General features: G+C 41.4%; 18 protein-coding genes. 6 read left to right on the top strand and 12 right to left on the bottom strand.

The window, feature by feature from the left end:
- Positions 1-25 precede the first annotated feature (25 nt).
- From RMY64_RS20720 to RMY64_RS20710, 3 genes are all read right to left on the bottom strand, one after another.
- Complete coding sequence (locus RMY64_RS20720; RefSeq protein ID WP_322691940.1) at positions 26-664, bottom strand: pentapeptide repeat-containing protein; 639 nt, start codon at positions 662-664, stop codon at positions 26-28.
- Positions 661-2,058, bottom strand: coding sequence for a DICT sensory domain-containing protein (locus RMY64_RS20715; protein ID WP_322700973.1), 1,398 nt, complete (start codon positions 2,056-2,058; stop codon positions 661-663). The genes RMY64_RS20720 and RMY64_RS20715 overlap by 4 nt, the downstream gene beginning before the upstream one ends.
- Before the next feature lie 87 nt (positions 2,059-2,145).
- Positions 2,146-3,738, bottom strand: a complete 1,593-nt coding sequence (locus RMY64_RS20710) for a photosystem II high light acclimation radical SAM protein (protein WP_322700972.1) — start codon at positions 3,736-3,738, stop codon at positions 2,146-2,148.
- A 589-nt stretch (positions 3,739-4,327) separates the two neighbouring features.
- On the opposite strand from RMY64_RS20710, the gene RMY64_RS20705 reads away from it, so the two are divergent.
- The 4 genes from RMY64_RS20705 to RMY64_RS20690 all read left to right on the top strand — a co-directional run bounded on the left by RMY64_RS20705 (position 4,328) and on the right by RMY64_RS20690 (position 6,843).
- Positions 4,328-4,723 carry a DUF1830 domain-containing protein gene (locus tag RMY64_RS20705; protein WP_322674997.1) on the top strand — a complete coding sequence of 132 codons (396 nt, stop codon included), beginning with the start codon at positions 4,328-4,330 and terminating at the stop codon, positions 4,721-4,723.
- Between the two features lie 166 nt (positions 4,724-4,889).
- Positions 4,890-5,351, top strand: coding sequence for a DUF4079 domain-containing protein (locus RMY64_RS20700; protein ID WP_322683617.1), 462 nt, complete (start codon positions 4,890-4,892; stop codon positions 5,349-5,351).
- Positions 5,352-5,475: 124 nt separating this feature from the next.
- Positions 5,476-6,042, top strand: a complete 567-nt coding sequence (locus RMY64_RS20695) for a hypothetical protein (protein WP_322700971.1) — start codon at positions 5,476-5,478, stop codon at positions 6,040-6,042.
- Between the two features lie 27 nt (positions 6,043-6,069).
- Positions 6,070-6,843 carry an ABC transporter ATP-binding protein gene (locus tag RMY64_RS20690; protein ID WP_322674994.1) on the top strand — a complete coding sequence of 258 codons (774 nt, stop codon included), beginning with the start codon at positions 6,070-6,072 and terminating at the stop codon, positions 6,841-6,843.
- Between the two features lie 89 nt (positions 6,844-6,932).
- Here the strand turns inward: RMY64_RS20690 and RMY64_RS20685 are convergent, their stop codons facing one another.
- Positions 6,933-7,706 carry a response regulator transcription factor gene (locus RMY64_RS20685; RefSeq protein ID WP_094349507.1) on the bottom strand — a complete coding sequence of 258 codons (774 nt, stop codon included), beginning with the start codon at positions 7,704-7,706 and terminating at the stop codon, positions 6,933-6,935.
- 593 nt (positions 7,707-8,299) lie between these two features.
- Between RMY64_RS20685 and RMY64_RS20680 the strand changes: the two genes are divergently transcribed.
- Positions 8,300-8,548, top strand: coding sequence for a DUF6761 family protein (locus RMY64_RS20680; RefSeq protein WP_099102685.1), 249 nt, complete (start codon positions 8,300-8,302; stop codon positions 8,546-8,548).
- A 346-nt stretch (positions 8,549-8,894) separates the two neighbouring features.
- Here the strand turns inward: RMY64_RS20680 and grxD are convergent, their stop codons facing one another.
- The 8 genes from grxD to RMY64_RS20640 all read right to left on the bottom strand — a co-directional run bounded on the left by grxD (position 8,895) and on the right by RMY64_RS20640 (position 14,847).
- Positions 8,895-9,218, bottom strand: coding sequence for a Grx4 family monothiol glutaredoxin (grxD, locus tag RMY64_RS20675; RefSeq protein WP_094349509.1), 324 nt, complete (start codon positions 9,216-9,218; stop codon positions 8,895-8,897).
- A gap of 112 nt (positions 9,219-9,330) precedes the next feature.
- Entirely contained in the window at positions 9,331-9,588 is a 258-nt protein-coding gene (locus RMY64_RS20670) for a BolA family protein (protein WP_289795312.1), read from the bottom strand.
- Between the two features lie 205 nt (positions 9,589-9,793).
- Positions 9,794-10,402 (bottom strand): hypothetical protein, encoded by a 609-nt coding sequence (locus RMY64_RS20665; RefSeq protein ID WP_322674993.1) that lies wholly within the window; start codon positions 10,400-10,402, stop codon positions 9,794-9,796.
- A 659-nt stretch (positions 10,403-11,061) separates the two neighbouring features.
- The gene (locus RMY64_RS20660; RefSeq protein WP_322674992.1) at positions 11,062-11,817 is read right to left on the bottom strand and encodes a 1-acyl-sn-glycerol-3-phosphate acyltransferase; all 756 of its coding nucleotides are present in this window, start codon (positions 11,815-11,817) and stop codon (positions 11,062-11,064) included.
- 112 nt (positions 11,818-11,929) lie between these two features.
- Positions 11,930-12,415: a tRNA adenosine(34) deaminase TadA gene (gene tadA, locus RMY64_RS20655; protein ID WP_322674991.1), complete on the bottom strand. Its 486-nt coding sequence runs from the start codon at positions 12,413-12,415 to the stop codon at positions 11,930-11,932.
- A 175-nt stretch (positions 12,416-12,590) separates the two neighbouring features.
- Complete coding sequence (gene grxC / locus RMY64_RS20650; RefSeq protein WP_069070140.1) at positions 12,591-12,905, bottom strand: glutaredoxin 3; 315 nt, start codon at positions 12,903-12,905, stop codon at positions 12,591-12,593.
- Between the two features lie 282 nt (positions 12,906-13,187).
- On the bottom strand, positions 13,188-13,928 hold the full coding sequence (locus RMY64_RS20645; protein WP_322674990.1) for a class I SAM-dependent methyltransferase: 741 nt from the start codon (positions 13,926-13,928) through the stop codon (positions 13,188-13,190).
- A 346-nt stretch (positions 13,929-14,274) separates the two neighbouring features.
- Entirely contained in the window at positions 14,275-14,847 is a 573-nt protein-coding gene (locus tag RMY64_RS20640; protein ID WP_322674989.1) for a DUF981 domain-containing protein, read from the bottom strand.
- A 356-nt stretch (positions 14,848-15,203) separates the two neighbouring features.
- On the opposite strand from RMY64_RS20640, the gene glpX reads away from it, so the two are divergent.
- On the top strand, positions 15,204-16,241 hold the full coding sequence (gene glpX / locus RMY64_RS20635; RefSeq protein WP_322700970.1) for a class II fructose-bisphosphatase: 1,038 nt from the start codon (positions 15,204-15,206) through the stop codon (positions 16,239-16,241).
- Positions 16,242-16,411: the final 170 nt, after the last annotated feature.

The following is a 16,411-nucleotide window of genomic DNA, read 5'->3' as shown; positions in this document are numbered from 1 at the left end:
GCAGTTTGTATAAATTAATACCTATTCAAAGCGTAGCCTCCACAACTGTACCCACCACACAAGCTTTATTCAAATTAACGCCGCTCAAATTTGTACCTTCTAACTCTGCACAGAGTAAATTCGCCCCCGTTAAATTCGCCCCTGCCAAATTCGCCCCCCGCAAGTCAGCTTCTTCCAAATTTGCTTCACTCAATAAAGCCCCTTGCAAATCGGCACGACTCAAGTCTGCACCTTTGAGATTTGCTCCAGTCAGGTTTGTACCGCGCAAGTCAGCACCGCGCAAATCAACGCCTTGCAAGTTGACATTCATCAAATTTGCACCACTCAAGAAAGCACCCACCAATGACACATCACTGAGTCTGGCTCCCATCAAGTTAGCGCCACGCAAATTGCTACCCCGCAAGTCAGCGCCTGTTAAATCTGCTTGCATCAGGTTGGCTCCCATCAAATTCGCCCGCAAGTCAGTTGCTTGGAGGTTGGCTCCCATCAAATTTGCCCCCTCCAAATGTCCACCTTCGAGCTTAGAACCAGCAAAATTAGTGCCGACAAGGCTAGCACCAGCAAGATTAATCCGGCTTAAATCCAGTCGGGAGAGTTCCTCGTCTTCTAAATTTGCCCCTGAAAGTTGTTTGAGTTTTCCTAATTTAATGGCTTCAATATTCATGTAAAGTAACTACCAATCTCTTCACTGATCTTGCTGTGGCTATCCCATTGGGAATCAAGTATCCAGATGCCGACGCTGAATTTGGGTGTCATCAAGGGTAAGTCGAGTCCCTGTTGTAAACCCATAACTAATAAAGCTAGGGTATCTACAAGTTTAGGGTCAAAGCGCGTAGATTGTTGCTGTCTGCACTCATCTAAAGCTTGAGTAAATATCTGTTCCCGGCTTTGATTTGACGATTTTCGCTCATTGACTCGCCACTGAAAATCTGCCAATAATGCCAAAATCCTCGATTCTAAGGGAATTTCATCTCCAGCTAAACCTGCCGGTTCCCCTGTGCCATTCCACCACTCGCTTTGGTGAGTAATAATTTGGGCTACTGCTCGTAGTCGTGGCATGGTTCGCAATACTTGCGCCCCTGGTACTAGGGGACAAGTTAAGGGACAACTAGGGGCATCTTCTTGGTAGCGTGTGGAGATACTGTCTGTGAGAACGCTTTCTGCTTTTTGTAATGGATCTATGCGATGCAACAAAGCCGCCAGTCGCAATCTTTTAATTTGCCATGCGGGAAGATCCAAAAGCTGGGCGATCGCTTCAGCAAGAACTACTATTTCCGCAGCTGCCATTGGATTGTTGACATCTGCCATATCCATTAGTTGCGCCATTCGCAAAAAGGCTTGAATTTCGTTAGAAACCAAGTTGCGATCTAGGGTTTGTTTCTGAAGTGCTGTAGGGATGGATAAATTATCTTGCCCAGTCTGGAGGTAATCTACTACACGGGAGACAACTGCACCTAAATTTTGGGATCTGTCCATTGACGGTACAATTTGCTGTTTATCGCCTGTAAGTTTTTCTGCCAGTTTTGGGTTGTATTTTTTGATGTGAGCGATCGCTATTTCTGCTGTTTCTTGCACTAACTCTGGCTCAAATGTCCACAAGCCATAGAATTTGCGCTCTAAGTCTGATGTCGGTACTCCAGCGCTGCCATAATCAGCCTCAGATAATTCTTGACAAATTACCATTGCTGTGTATTTAGGCGATAAAATAATTAAGTGCCACTCCTGCGCCACTGGATCGCCTGAATCTAATGCCACTAAGTCTACGTTGGATAACTCGCTGGTGGGATGCTCTCCAAAGCCAGATTCAGCAGCAGCCATAATCGCAATTTGGCAGCTGCACTGGGCGATGTCTGCATATCGATCAGCTTCTTGTAAATACCATTTTCCCTGTTGAAAGGCTGTGATGACTAAGGGTGTACCGTCGTCGGTTAAAATATGGTCTTCTAGAGCGTGGCACAGGGCAACTAGGGTATTTTTGTAGTAAACACCGAATCGAATTGGCCTGGTGGTATGGCGATGAGCTGCTTCCAGCTGTTGTAGGATTGAACCTTCTAACATGGGATTTGATAAAAATAACCGCAGAGGCACTGAGGAAGATAGAGGGAGAAATTCAGAATTTTGAATTTCTTCACATTTTAGTGTTTTCTAGGATACACCTGCTAACTGTTTTTCTTTTGTCTCTAATGGTGCTGTCAGTGCTGCTTCTAAGTCAGCACAACCCAGCTTTTCTTCTAAGATTTTCATGACTTCGCGCCCGAAGTCGTTGGGGTTTTGTTGCCAAGCTTGCAAGCAGACTTCGCCGAAGAATGAACCAAGGGGTTCGGGATTCCAGAGAAGTTTTTTGGCTGTCCACGGCATCAAACTCATTGGATCGTACCCTGGTTTGAGGATACCTTCTTTGAAAGCGTATTCTTCTAAATGGGTATGGGGTTGTAGTCCAATAAAGAAAATGGCAGGTTCAACTTTATCTGCACCAAAAATCCGTTCTAGTTCGCGGTGGTAAGCGATGGTTTGGCGGATGGTTTCGGGACGTTCGTCAATCACATTAAAGGAGTAGTTGACGGAAACCAAATCATTAAAACCAGCTGCTTTCAAGTCGCGGCAGTTTTGCAAGACGGTTCGCAAGTTATACCCCATCCGCATTTTCCGCACAAGTTCTTGAGAACCACTGGTAATCCCGATTTCAAAGTAGTTCATCCCAGTTTTTGCCATCAACTCACACAATTCGGGTGTCAAATTGTCGGCTCTGATATATGCTGCCCAGTGGATATCTGTCATACCAGAATCGACGATTTTTTGCAATAGTTCTACAGCATCGGCGATAAATTTTTTCGCGGGGATGAATTGGGCATCAGTAAACCAGAAGTTGCGAATGCCGCGATCGTATAATTGGCGCATCTCAGCAACAACTTCATCTGCTGGGTTGATGCGTACTTGTTTGCCTTCAACAACAGTGTAGACGCAATAACAACAGTTGTGAGGACAACCACGCTTAGTTTGTACACCTATATAAAAGTCTCGATCTTGCAGGTAATAGTTAAATTCCGGCCAGATGCTTTCGATATAATCGTAGTTACAAGCTGTCTTTTCTATTGGGGTGGGTTGTTCGTGAATTAGCCGTTGACGTGGTTGAGTTTCTCCGGCAACGTAACAACGTTCATCGCGAAAATCTCTGCCACTTAAAAGTTTTTCCAGCAGGGTTTCGCCTTCACCCACAGAAATAATTGTCCCTTGGGGTAAGCTTTTACCCAATTGTTCGTAAAATACGCTGACTGCACCACCACCGACAACTACACGAGCATCAGAATTATATTTTTGGGCACGTTTTAAACCGCGTTTGATTAAGCCCTGGTTTTGCCACAACTCTACATAGTAAGCGATGAAGATTCGCAAACCGCCCAATCCGCCGCGTAGTTTCAATAGAGGATTCTTGGCGTAGTAAAATTCAAAAGCGTTTTGTAGCGGGTTGCCACCACGTCCGCCAACTGGGGCATAAATTTGAATATCCCGCCAAGAGAATACTAGTAGTGTCGGTTTAAATTCATCAATACAGCGATCCAGAGCCGAACTGTAATCTAAAGGTGGCACTGTTCCCAAATCAAAGATGCGCTGTTCAATATTCGGAAACTGCTTGTGGACATGATCGCTTAGGTAGACAACCCCAATAGGAAAGATGGGGTTACAAGGAAGGCGAACGTAAAGAATTCGATTTTCCATCATCTGCGTTTTAACTTCCATCTTGCCAATCTGTGGAGAAAGCGAGAGAAACATTCAGTTTTAAAGTGTGTGCTTGTTTTATTTGGTTTTATTTATCACAATCATGCTTGACATTTCAGCCGATTATTGATATTTGCTCACCTGCCGTTAACAAGTGCGGAAAACGCTAAAATTGCTGTGCATAAAACATACATGGAATCTATAGAGAGCTTTATGAAGACATTTTTTCATATAGCTTTACCATAACATTGAGTTTATTCATTAAGCGATGATCCCAGCCGATTAATCCTGGGATAGATGAAGCAGCAAAACTCACTTCCTCGCTATGCTAAAAGCAAGGGGATCGTTGTTATGTCAATTCCCTAACAATCTGCTTTAAGAGAATTGAAGCTTTTATACCAGCAAAAAATCTCAAAAACTTTTATTTATAGTATATAATTCCGAAAAAGGTGTGAATAATTACAAAATTTTTATAACTGAAAATATATCTTTAGACAGAAATAATCTACAAAAACTCAGTTGGTATTCGCAGTTACAACAACTGGGGATCAGTGGGTGCTAGGCTTGGCTAGTGTAATGTAAAATTGTGGCGTAAAGCTCCTCAGCAGTTATGGCTCAAATATTAGATCCTCTACCACCTGAGCAATCAGGAAAAATTCTCTGCTGCTACATCAATGCCACGAGCAAAATACAGGTAGCTCGCATCTCCAATATTCCCAACTGGTATTTTGAAAGGGTTGTTTTCCCCGGACAACGTTTAGTGTTTGAAGCTCCACGAAAAGCTCAAGTGGAGATTCATACAGGGATGATGGCAAGTGCAATTTTATCCGATAAGATTCCGTGCGATCGCCTGAAGCTCGAAGAACCCAGTACTAGTGAGTTTGATACAGACTCATCAGATGGAGAAGACCCTATTAATACCAAATTAATGGTGCAGCAAATTAATACAAAAATCGGAGATAGTACAAAACCCTTACAAATCGTTGGTTTAGCCTCGGTTGATTAAAAAAAACAATTTTATCTAAATTTAAGGGTTGCTAATTTAGCAGCCCTTTTTGTTTATTATTTATTGGGAATTGGGGATAGGGCATGGGGCATGGGGCATGGGGCATGGGGCATTGGTTATTCTACTTGTCTCTCTTGTTGCCCTCATCTCATTTACAATCATTCTTATGAATCTGCCTTCATTTCTTTGGTTGTGGAAAATAGCCGCCTGGTCTATGGGGTTGTCCCTGTTAGCATATCTAATGTTAGCAATCACCGGCGTTTGGATGTTTCGGGCGAGAACTTCGCAGCAATTTCCTTTTATTACGCCATTTATGGGCGGTAATAAAGGGATGCGATCGCTCCACTATACAATGGGCATCAGCATGGTAAGTTTAGTGCTACTACTGCTAGCGATCGGCATTGTTGGCACTTTAGGGCACTTTGGTTCTTTAGGTCACTCGTCACACCTAATCGCTGGATTAATAGTGGTAGCACTAGTTTTACTGTCTGCTTTCAGTGCCACCCAAATTAGTGTTAGACGACCTTGGGCTAGACCGTTACACATCAGCGTAAATATTATTCTATTTATAGGATTTGCCTGGGTATCCCTGACTGGTTGGATTGTAGTACAAAAGTATTTACCCTAAAAAATTACGAATTACGAATTACGAATTACGAATTACGAATTATTAAAGTGGCATACCTTATTTGCAACACTCCAGCTAAGACATAGACCTACCCTACAATGAAGAAAAGCATTGTAATTGAGCCGTGACAGCAAACTTAGCCAATATCTCAGCTTCTATTTTTCGTCTGTCTCCTTTGATTCGGATAACGTTGCTGAGTCTATACATAGCACTCACAGTCCCATTACCTTTTTTATCGCAGGTAACAGCTGCACCCGTACCTCCAGAATTATTGTGGATAGGGATTGGCATCGGTTTTGTTGCCTTGTACGCGGTATTAACTGAACAAGTAATGGTAGATGATGAAGGAATTCAGGTTACTTACCCCGCCTGGGTGCCGAGCTTTTTTCGTAAAGGCTGGTCTTTACCTTGGTCAGATGTGAAAGAGTTAAAACCCCGCAGCACTGGTCAAGGAGGGCTAGTTTATTACTTTCTCAGCCAGGATGGGAAAGCTTATTTACTACCGATGCGTGTAGCTGGATTTGCCCGTTTGGTGCAAATTGTGCAAGCAAAGACGAGCATTGACACCACAGATGTTCGCCCTTTAGCGCAGCCCTGGATGTACCTGATTTTACTAGTACTCACTCTGCTGCTACTATTAGTCGATGGCTGGGCGATCGCTACAGCCTTAACTAGTACACAATTAACTTAGGTTATTTCTCTGCAATCCTCAGTCCCGTTGAATACAGCAAAAGCCACACTCAGGCTAGAGCAAGTTAATCTGTTTACGAAGCTGAAAACCCAACTTCCCGGCAATCAGCAGGGATACCCCATATTGCAGGATATTTCCTTTGAGGCATCCCAAGGCGATCGCATTGCCATTGTAGGCCCAGTAGGCGCTGGGAAAACTTCGTTATTACGCCTCATCAACCGCCTAATTGAACCCACGAATGGTAAACTCTATCTAGAAAATCAAGAATATCGCCAAATTCCCGTCATCCAGCTACGGCAGATGCTTGTACTTGTATTGCAAGAATCAAAACTGTTGGGGATGACAGTTGGGCAAGCCTTGGCTTATCCTTTAGTTTTGCGTGGTTTGCCCAAACAGACAATTGAGCAACGAGTAAATCACTGGACAGACCAACTACACATTCCCAGTGAATGGTTGGGGCGAACAGAGGTGCAACTTTCTGCGGGACAACGACAACTAGTAGCGATCGCTCGTGCCTTAGTCATCCAACCTAAAATATTACTATTAGATGAGCCAACCTCTGCCCTCGATACTGCTACGGCTTCTCATCTAATGCAAATCTTAACCCAGTTGAGTCAAACTCATCAAACCACGATTCTGATGGTAAATCACCAACTGGAACTAGCCCAGATGTTTTGCACTCGGTTATTACACCTACAACAAGGTCATTTATTCGCAAATCAAACAGCCTCAGAGATAGACTGGATTGAATTACGAAAAAGCCTGATTCAAGCAGCAACTCAAGACGATTTTGGATTTTAAATTTTGGATGAGACAGGAATCAGGAATCGTTTTCTTACTCCCCCTCACCCCAGTACTCAATGCTCAATGCCCAATGCCCAATGCCCCATTCACACTTGACTACTAGTAAGTGTTGAACGTTGATTATTAAATCTCTCTCTAGCTAACTTTGTTGTTTGTGACTGTGAAATATTGGTATTCAAAATTTCCATGTTAAAACGGTATCCAACATTGCGGATAGTTTGAATCAAATTGGGTTGCCGGGGATCGAGTTCAACCTTTTTCCGCAGGGATAAAACGTGAGTATCAATGGTACGAGGGTTATCGATAGCGTCAGGCCAAGCACGACGCAGCAATTCCGATCTACTTAGAGGTACTCCTCCAGCTTGTGCTAAAACGTACAGCAAACTAAATTCCTGGGGTGTTAAGTCAATAAACTCCCCTTGGAAGCGGACGCGGCGCTGAACTAAATCGATTTGCAAAGTGCCATAATCCAAATAAGCTGGTGCAGTAGGTGTGCGCTTCCGGCGAATCAATGCCTCTACTCGTGCCAAAAACTCTTGCATCCCAAAAGGTTTGCTCAGGTAATCATCTGCACCAGCCTTTAAACCTGCGACTATATCAGCTTCACTATTACGGGCAGATAGCATTAAAATTAGAGGTTGCTGCTGACGATGCAACCAACGACAAAACTCAATGCCATCACCATCAGGCAGGTCTGCATCTAAAACTACCAGTGTTGGTTGATGGCTTAAAAATACTTCCCTTGCTTGATAAATACTGGCAGCTTGATGCACGCGGTATTCCAGTTGTTGCAAGTGCCAACCCAACAACGACCTCAAATGGGGATTCCCCTCAATGATTTCTATACAAACCGAACCCACGGCGGCAAGACCCCTTAGCGTCGATGACTTTCAAAGTAACAAGCCCATCTCTAAGGTTTTGTAGCCTTTGTTACTTCAATTGCGATTAACTTTACATTTACTAATAAAATAAGTCGCAATATCTTTAATTTATGCCTTGCCAATAGGCGATTAGAAATATTATTAAATTTTTATTAAATTTATCGAAAGTATTGTTAGACTTATAAAAAGTTCTTTTAACTTAACATTTTGCTTTGAGATGGGTGTAATGTGGCAAATATCTATAACCCAACCAGCTAACCCTACTACAACAGCTTTTCAACTTGATTAAACCTGATGGCAAAAGTGGATTTTTTCGCAAAAACTTAGTACTCCCATCCAGGAATATAACATCAATACAATTGGGCTGTGATTGTGAAAATCAAAAAAATAACTTAAGCAGCTAACTAGAATCGATGTTTTCTGGAATAGGATTAAAGTAGCTTGTAGCTGCTATAAGGGTAATACCCAAAGTAGATGTGTTGACTTTGAATTTATGACAAAGTGAAATTACACTTCACTTTTTAGCGTGAATCATTTACAATTCTCATTCCAAAGAGATTAATACAGCAGTTATGCTCCAAGACACACAAACCATCCGCTATTACCAAAGACTCACCGATGCCTTCATCGAGCTATGGAATCGCGGTTATCGCACGGATGATATGCGGATGTATTTGGATGGATATCTAGCCGCACTGCGACATAGCAACGTCATTGAACCTTTTCTGATTCATCGCCTAGAAGAGGAGGCCAGCCGCTTCTTGTACGATGGATCGAACTTTGCAGTGCCGCAACCACAGCCACAACCCGATTACTACTAAGTACTATTTACCTGGTCATTGATAGTAACCGTTAATTACCGCAGATGATTATAGCATATTATCTGTATTGGTCAACGGGTTGTCGTGGTGTGAAATTTTGGAGATATTGTATTGATTGAACGCATCCCCTCAGCCCTATATTGGTTTTGCCAATTAGACTGAGGGGATTGTTGTTTAGCAATAAAATCAAGTCCAACAAAGAGTATTTTTGCCAGAAACCGATTAAAAAATCCTTGAAAGGGGAAATAAATAGTATATCTCCTGTCAAGGATATAAAAAACGGTATATTGCCTTGATGGCAAAGCGCAAATTCAGCAACATACTCTTTAGTTGGGGTAAAAAGAGCTTAAGAAGCTAATGCTACTTCTACCTTTTCTTGCAATTCACCTTTTTGGTACAGTTCAATCAAGATATCAGAACCGCCAAGGAATTCGCCATTAATATATACTTGGGGAATTGTCGGCCAGCTAGAGTATTCTTTAATACCTTGACGAATTTCCGGGTCTGATAGAACGTCAACCGTCTCAAAGGGAACTCCCAAGGTATTGAGAATCTGCACAACGTTGTTAGAGAAACCACATTGGGGCATTAACTTGTTTCCCTTCATGAAAACTAAAATCTTGTTTTCTTGTAGCAAGCTATCAATTTTGTCTTTGAGTTCTGGTGTCATGGTAATTATGTTTCCTATGTTGCATTAATAGAGTGAGGAGTGAGGAGTGAAGAGTGAGGAGTTAAAAATTCATAATTCATAACTCTTAACTTCTAACTTCTAACTCCTAACTTTAGGAACTTGCTGTTGCTTGCCAAGCTTCGGGAGTGTATGTTTTCACCGCCAAGGCATGAATCGCTTCAGTTGACATAGCTTGACCCAACGCACCATAAACTAACTGGTGCTGTTGCACTAGTCCTTTACCTGCAAAGTGCGATGAAACTACTGTCACTTGATAGTGGTCGCCGCCACCAGTCAAGTCTTGCACCTGAACCTGTGCGTCTGGCAGTCCCGCCTTGATCATTTCCTCAACCTGTTGCGGACTAATCATCGCAATTCCTGAAAAAACTTACTTTTCTATTATTAACAGATATAGAGCAAATGCCTGTGCTAACTTCAGGTTTTGGCAAGGTTGTAGATAAACGCGCCTCTGAGGTGTCTTCTTGAGAACGTTTGGTCAAGGCTACGGCGGATAGCTCTATCCTAGCACTGGGGCGTTGCCAAGCGACTGATTAGGGAGATAGGGAAGATATAATTTATTTTTTTGGGGATGAAGAGGATGAATTACCACCTTCTCTGGGATAGGGAGAATCAACAAAACCCAACTCAAACAACTGTTTATAGGCTTTCTTGCCTAAATCTCGCGTCGGGTTTTGACTCTTAATTATTTGAATTAACAATGGTACAGCTAATTCTGGCTGATTTTGTGCCCGATGTACCAATGCTAGCTGAAAGGTGGCTTCATCTCGCTTTTGGGCTGTTAATAGAGCTTTTTGACGCTGAGAATCAGAAACTCTGTTGTCAATTCCCGAAAAGCTAGAATTTAACTCTTGATAAAAATTAGATAGCTGATTATAAACTTGACGTGCTTCTTGGAGTTTCTTGGCAGCTAAGGTGTAGTTTTGAGCAGAAACGGCTTGTTCTGCGTCTTTTACTAAGCGATCGCCACCTGCAATGCTCAAAAGGCTGTTACTTTCGGTTATAGGGCGGAGGTTATTAGGATTGTTGGGGTCAATGAGTTGTGGTTGGCTGGTAGTGCCTGGTGACTGTGATACCTGAGCATTCACAGGTGATAGCAGGCTAAGGACTGCTATAACTGATAAAACAGTACGGTGCATCAAGGTAACAGCGACAGCAGTGTTCATGGGATCAATTAGTGCGACAACTATATAAAAGAGTTATGGAAACTTCGGGTATCTTAACTCTGTTTTGGTCTTGGACAAAGCAAAGTTACATCCTAAGTATCTCTGATTTAGACTAAAAATCAGTTTAATAGAGTTCCCATTACCCCTGTATACCAACAAACTTATATCGCTGTGATGAGCGATACCTACAAGGAAGTGGATCACCATCTGTCTGACTACCGGCTTTCCTCCCCAATAATTATCTCAGGTTAACTGAGATATTTGGCATGATAATTTTCGCAAGGCACTCACTGCTTGAAGTATTTGCGTAGGCGTAGCCCGCCGTAGGCATCAGACCAAACTAGTTCAAAATAGTGATATCTTCAGTCGGCGCTTCCCAACTTTTATTTAACTGTCTTACAAAATAGTGAAAATATTTATCATCAAGTAATTCAGTAGTTTGCAGACAATTAATTAGCTATTGGCTCAAAAAAATGCCAATTTGGCTGAATATATTATTAATAGAGCGTAATCTATATATACATCCTCAAAGGTTGCAAAATACTACTAATCTTTTGTGACTTACTCAGGATGAATATAGCAGTTAGTAATTAGTGTCAAATATTGGATTTTGCAGTTTCTTAATTATGCACGGTCAATGATTATAAGGTTTGACTACATCAAGAATTAGTAATTTCTGCAAATGCGTGATTAGTAACTTTTGTTTCTTGATGGCTCAATTGTTGCAGTGCCTTTGCTAAATCAGTTGTGAGGTTTTTTGCATCTTGTTTTATACAGCCATTCATGTAATCCGCGACTTTAATTGGGGAGCCAATGTCAATACTCACATCTGTACCCCAATTGGGATAAGGTTGGCTGTAGTTAATTCCAATGGGTATAATTTTCACTCCCAGATCGGAATGACTAGATTCAGCACTCAAAGCAAGACGAGCAATTCCCGGTTTCAACTGGTGAACTTGGCCATCACGAAAAATGTTGCCTTCTGGAAAGATTACCAGGGTTTTTTGCTGCTGAAGTAGCTCTACTCCATGTCGTAGCGTGCGGATTGATGGATGCTTAGAATTTACAGGAAACCCCCCCAAACGTTGGACAAACCAGCCTTGCAAACCTTGGCATTCGTCAACTGTTACCATAAATCGCAAGTCTTGCTTTCTCAGACAAGCGGTAGCATAGGGTACAAGCAATGCATCCCAACGCGCCCGATGGGTAGGCGCGAGAATCACAGGCCCAGTTGTGGGGATATTTTTTTGTCCGGTTATTCTAATTTGTCCAAAGAATAATGGTAATAGGCAGTGACGCCCTAATAAATATGCCAGAGGACTTAACCAAGGAGAAACCCTTGAGGTAGTACCAGCTACCTGATGATTTGCTGGTGTGTGCTGGCAGGTATCGGATGAAGAGTAAAATTCCATCATGACGGATGCAGCTGATTGACGGGTAAAATTTAACGAAAAGTCTGATTAGTTACACCGTAGATTCTCTTGCGTGACTTGTCTGGTACTAGATGGACAGTTTTACCTCTGTCCGTTAGTTTACCTTACGCCGCCTAGCAGCAAACCAAGTCTGTAATTGTTGACGACAAGCTGACTCTAGAATGCCTCCGATTACTTGGAGACGGTGATTAGAAGCAACACTATCAGGGATGTTAATAACTGTACGAATGGCGCCAGTTTTTGTATCGTCTACTCCATATACCAGTAGTCCTAGTCGTGATTGGACGATCGCACCTGCACACATCGGGCAAGGTTCGAGAGTTACATAAAGGGTGCATTCATTAAGATGCCAATTTTGTAAAGTTGTTGCCGCTGTCTTGATAGCGAGAATTTCCGCATGAGCGGTAGGGTCTTTGTCACGCTCTTTTCTGTTTTCTCCTTGTGCTAGCAATTTGCCTGTTGAATCAATGATAACAGCACCTACAGGGACTTCACCCGCATCACCTGCTGTTTTTGCTAATTCTAAAGCATAACTCATCCATTGTTGATGTATAAGATATTCTGTGTATTTAGTTAACATATTCTTATCAATATAAAAACTTCAAAATTCCACACATTTTCTAGGATGAGTATCTCGCCTGTCCGACAATAAATAAAAAGCATATAGCCCACAGACTAGAAGTCTGGGGCTAAAAACAAATCAAAATTCTTAAATTTAGCCTTACCAAGTCAGCCATTGGGGGCTAATTTGATTTCTAAATAGCGGCTTGGGCTAAAAGGGGATCGAGTTGACTTTGTGTGTCTAACTGATAGAGGTCATCGCAGCCGCCAATGTGCTGGTTATTGATAAAAATTTGTGGTACAGTACGGCGACCGTTGGCGCGTTCTGCCATTTTCGCTCTGGCTGCTTCGTCGCCGTCGATTTTGTATTCAGTGAAATTTACACCTTTCCACCACAACAGCATTTTGGCTCGAATGCAGTAAGGACAAGTTTGCCAGGTATAAAGTTCGACGTTGGCTTTGACTCGCTCTGGATGGCGATTTAAGAGGGGATTAAGAAAGTCCAGCATATTCTTTTAGCAAGTTTTTAAATATTCAACTCGATGTTACCCTTTGTCAATTGGCTAAAGAATTGATTACAAAATATGATTAATTTCCATCTCTGGCAGCAGGTAAATCTTCCTACCATTTCAATTTCAATTAATCAAACAATGGGCTTAAGCCTATTATTACAAAATAGGCAAACTTCGACCACGATGTACTAATAACCTTGGTTTTGGCGCAGGCTAGTGGAGACATCATAAATTCGGAGGACGCAAAGACACGTAGATGCAATTGGAATGACAATTAGCTTATTTCTTCACCCATGCACAAAATCCATGATTTATATATAAAAACGTATAATAAAAACAATATTCTTCCCAGGAAATATTATTAAACTTATTTCTGATTTTATTTTTAAAAATGGTGTAAGAAACAAATAGACAAATTTTTAATAAAAAATTTGTTGTTTTACTTAAAAATCTAAACAATCTAGGAAACACTCTGATGTAATTGAGTGTTATAATATACCAAAATACAAAACCAAATCCCTGACCTTCTCCAGGAGAAAATATTTTTACCTCCGAAAAATTTTTCAACATCCTTCCAACTTCAGCAAAAGTAAATCTGTGATAGTCCATTTGATCGTGAAAACTCCAAAAAAATGGGACATAAAAAAATGCCTCTCCTTTTTCCTCCAAAATATTATAAATATTATCTATTGCTTTCCAATATTCTTCAACATGTTCTAATATGGCATTGCAATAGATACCACTAAAAGAATTAGGTTCTATTTTAGTATTACAAATATCATCTACAAGGTCTGGTTTATATTCAGCAATAATATCACTAGACACAATTATATTATTGGGATTTTGATTTAATAAATCGATTTTCTTACGACTTAGTGAATAGCTATTTCTTCCACCAATATCAAGCAATCTATCTTTCGAGACTACTCGCTTTTCATATTCTTCTCTAATATGGGGGTTGAAATCAATTTTTGTTTTAAGACCTTGAAAGAAATCCATTGTATTGATTTTATTTGACACTCAATTTCAATGTTTTGGAGGTTCTTTCAAATTTAAAAGATTGATATAGCAATCCTAAATGAGTTGTGAAAAATATAGATTAGGAAACGAACAGCCAACAACACCATCGCAAAGCGTCTTGTTAGAAAAGAATGCCAAGAAAAGAAAGAAAAAAGAGATATCTAATTTTCACGAATGATTTAGGACTGCTATAGATATTCAGTAAACATTTACACCTTTTTAACACGGAATATTTTAACACGAATGTAGTAAAAACAAGTTTGCTATGTGTAAAGTTACTTATACTTAGCTTTAACTCGCTCTGGGTGGCGATTAAAAAGGGAATTAAAAAATCCGCTTGTATTGCTTACCGCATCGGCGCAGGAACCCATTTTTGGAAACCCTCTAAATGATTCCAGTAAGACAAATATCCAGTCAATGCCCAAATTAGAGCGGCTACTATCAGCACTGCTACGCCAATTAGTCGCCAGGTTCGATTGGTTTTCCAGTAGAGAGTTGGTGCTGCAAAAATACCACCTAATCCAGTTAAAATAAAGCCGATTCCCGATAAAAGCGGTTGCTTTGTCAAATTCAAGTTGATGATACGGATACCCACTACGATCGCAACTGCACCAGCAAAGAAGCCGTAAATGGCGATTGTCAACAAATCCCAACCTTGAGCCAGGGCGATCGCAGCCGCCACAAACAAGATTCCAAATAAAATACTCGTCTCACCGAAGGCAATATTGAAGCTACCCATTATTGGCCAGGTGAAGCTCATGTGTAAACCAGTTGTGAGTGCGATCGCACCTGTAATTCCGAATCCTGGAATCCACTGTTTCTGATTAGAACTATCTATACCACGATACACATAGTCAGCCAGTAGAAATAGCCCAGCTACCATATTGATCAACATGAGTGTGATGTAGTCGATAAACACGATTCACCTCTTAATTTGACAAGCTATTTACTCTGCGCCTCGTTTTTCGGTTTTGAGTGAATTCACCAGCTTTTTTCCTTTATTATTTTATACCTAAAGATAAACACTGAAGAAAAGCAATGTTGTATACATAAACTGCTACCCATTTGTGCAAGTTCTTAACTTAGTTGCTTTTAAACACGCTTTATACTGGAGTAGTTAAGAGTAAAAAATAAAGATGTGTTAACTGGCACTTTTGTAACCAGTTAGCAGTAAAACTTAACTTTCTTCCACGTGTATCCGCCCTTTGGTAGACTTGAAAACTGAAATGGCCAGATAAAGCGGCGGAAATTCAAGCAGTTGAGAGGGCAGACTCTGTGGAAAATACACTTGGGTTAGAGATTATTGAAGTAGTAGAGCAAGCGGCGATCGCATCCGCAAAGTGGATGGGTAAAGGCGAAAAAAACACTGCTGACCAGGTAGCTGTGGAAGCTATGCGGGAGCGGATGAATAAAATCTATATGCGGGGTCGCATTGTGATTGGGGAAGGCGAACGCGACGACGCGCCTATGTTATACATCGGGGAAGAAGTTGGTATTTGTACTCAACCAAATGCCGAAGCTCTCTGTAATCCTGATGAACTAGTTGAAATTGATATCGCCGTTGACCCCTGTGAAGGTACGAACTTGGTAGCTTATGGACAACCTGGTTCGATGGCTGTCTTGGCAATTTCTGAAAAGGGTGGATTATTTGCTGCTCCTGACTTTTACATGAAAAAGTTAGCAGCACCTCCCGCAGCTAAGGGCAAGGTAGACATCAACAAGTCAGCCACAGAAAACCTGAAGATTCTCTCTGAGTGTCTAGAGCGCTCGATTGAAGAACTCGTAGTTGTGGTGATGAAGCGCGAACGCCACAACGATTTAATTAAAGAAATCCGTGAGGCTGGAGCAAGAGTCGCTCTAATTTCAGATGGTGATGTGGGTGCAGCCATTAGCTGTGGCTTTGCTGGAACTAATATCCACGCGTTGATGGGTATCGGTGCGGCTCCTGAAGGTGTAATCTCGGCAGCAGCAATGCGTGCTTTGGGTGGACACTTCCAAGGTCAACTAATCTACGATCCAGCAGTAGTAAAAACAGGTCTGATTGGAGAAAGCAGAGAAGCCAACATCGATCGCTTAAAGTCTATGAATATCAATGACCCTGATAAGGTCTATGATGCTCATGAACTGGCATCTGGTCAAACTGTTCTGTTTGCTGCTTGCGGCATTACCAGTGGTAATCTCATGGAAGGTGTACGTTTCTTCAGTGGTGGAGCAAGAACTCAAAGCTTGGTAATTTCCAACCAATCGAATACGGCTCGATTTGTTGATACAATTCACATGTTTGGTAAACCCAAGACTCTCCAACTGAACTAATTTTTAGGGAATGGGGAATGGTAAAAGTAGAGGTGAAGCATTAGGAAATAAATCTTTCTATAAAATGGAAAAATAGTCAACCAAATGCTTCATCGTTACACTAGTTAGTAGTTAGTATTTAGTGATTAGTTATTGTTTATTAGTTGGAAAATTATCAACCAATAAACAAA

Source organism: Nostoc sp. DedQUE08 (assembly GCF_034530895.1).
Taxonomy (GTDB): Bacteria; Cyanobacteriota; Cyanobacteriia; order Cyanobacteriales; family Nostocaceae; genus Nostoc.
This window is presented reverse-complemented; position numbering and strand designations above follow the sequence as displayed.

Bases quoted from the DNA above. Each gene is read 5' to 3' on its own strand.
- RMY64_RS20720 (WP_322691940.1), bottom strand. From the start codon at position 664: ATGAATATTGAAGCCATTAAATTAGGAAAACTCAAACAACTTTCAGGG.
- RMY64_RS20715 (WP_322700973.1), bottom strand. From the start codon at position 2,058: ATGTTAGAAGGTTCAATCCTACAACAGCTGGAAGCAGCTCATCGCCAT.
- RMY64_RS20710 (WP_322700972.1), bottom strand. From the start codon at position 3,738: ATGGAAGTTAAAACGCAGATGATGGAAAATCGAATTCTTTACGTTCGC.
- RMY64_RS20705 (WP_322674997.1), top strand. From the start codon at position 4,328: ATGGCTCAAATATTAGATCCTCTACCACCTGAGCAATCAGGAAAAATT.
- RMY64_RS20700 (WP_322683617.1), top strand. From the start codon at position 4,890: ATGAATCTGCCTTCATTTCTTTGGTTGTGGAAAATAGCCGCCTGGTCT.
- RMY64_RS20680 (WP_099102685.1), top strand. From the start codon at position 8,300: ATGCTCCAAGACACACAAACCATCCGCTATTACCAAAGACTCACCGAT.
- grxD (WP_094349509.1), bottom strand. From the start codon at position 9,218: ATGACACCAGAACTCAAAGACAAAATTGATAGCTTGCTACAAGAAAAC.
- RMY64_RS20670 (WP_289795312.1), bottom strand. From the start codon at position 9,588: ATGATTAGTCCGCAACAGGTTGAGGAAATGATCAAGGCGGGACTGCCA.
- RMY64_RS20665 (WP_322674993.1), bottom strand. From the start codon at position 10,402: ATGAACACTGCTGTCGCTGTTACCTTGATGCACCGTACTGTTTTATCA.
- RMY64_RS20660 (WP_322674992.1), bottom strand. From the start codon at position 11,817: ATGATGGAATTTTACTCTTCATCCGATACCTGCCAGCACACACCAGCA.
- tadA (WP_322674991.1), bottom strand. From the start codon at position 12,415: ATGTTAACTAAATACACAGAATATCTTATACATCAACAATGGATGAGT.
- grxC (WP_069070140.1), bottom strand. From the start codon at position 12,905: ATGCTGGACTTTCTTAATCCCCTCTTAAATCGCCATCCAGAGCGAGTC.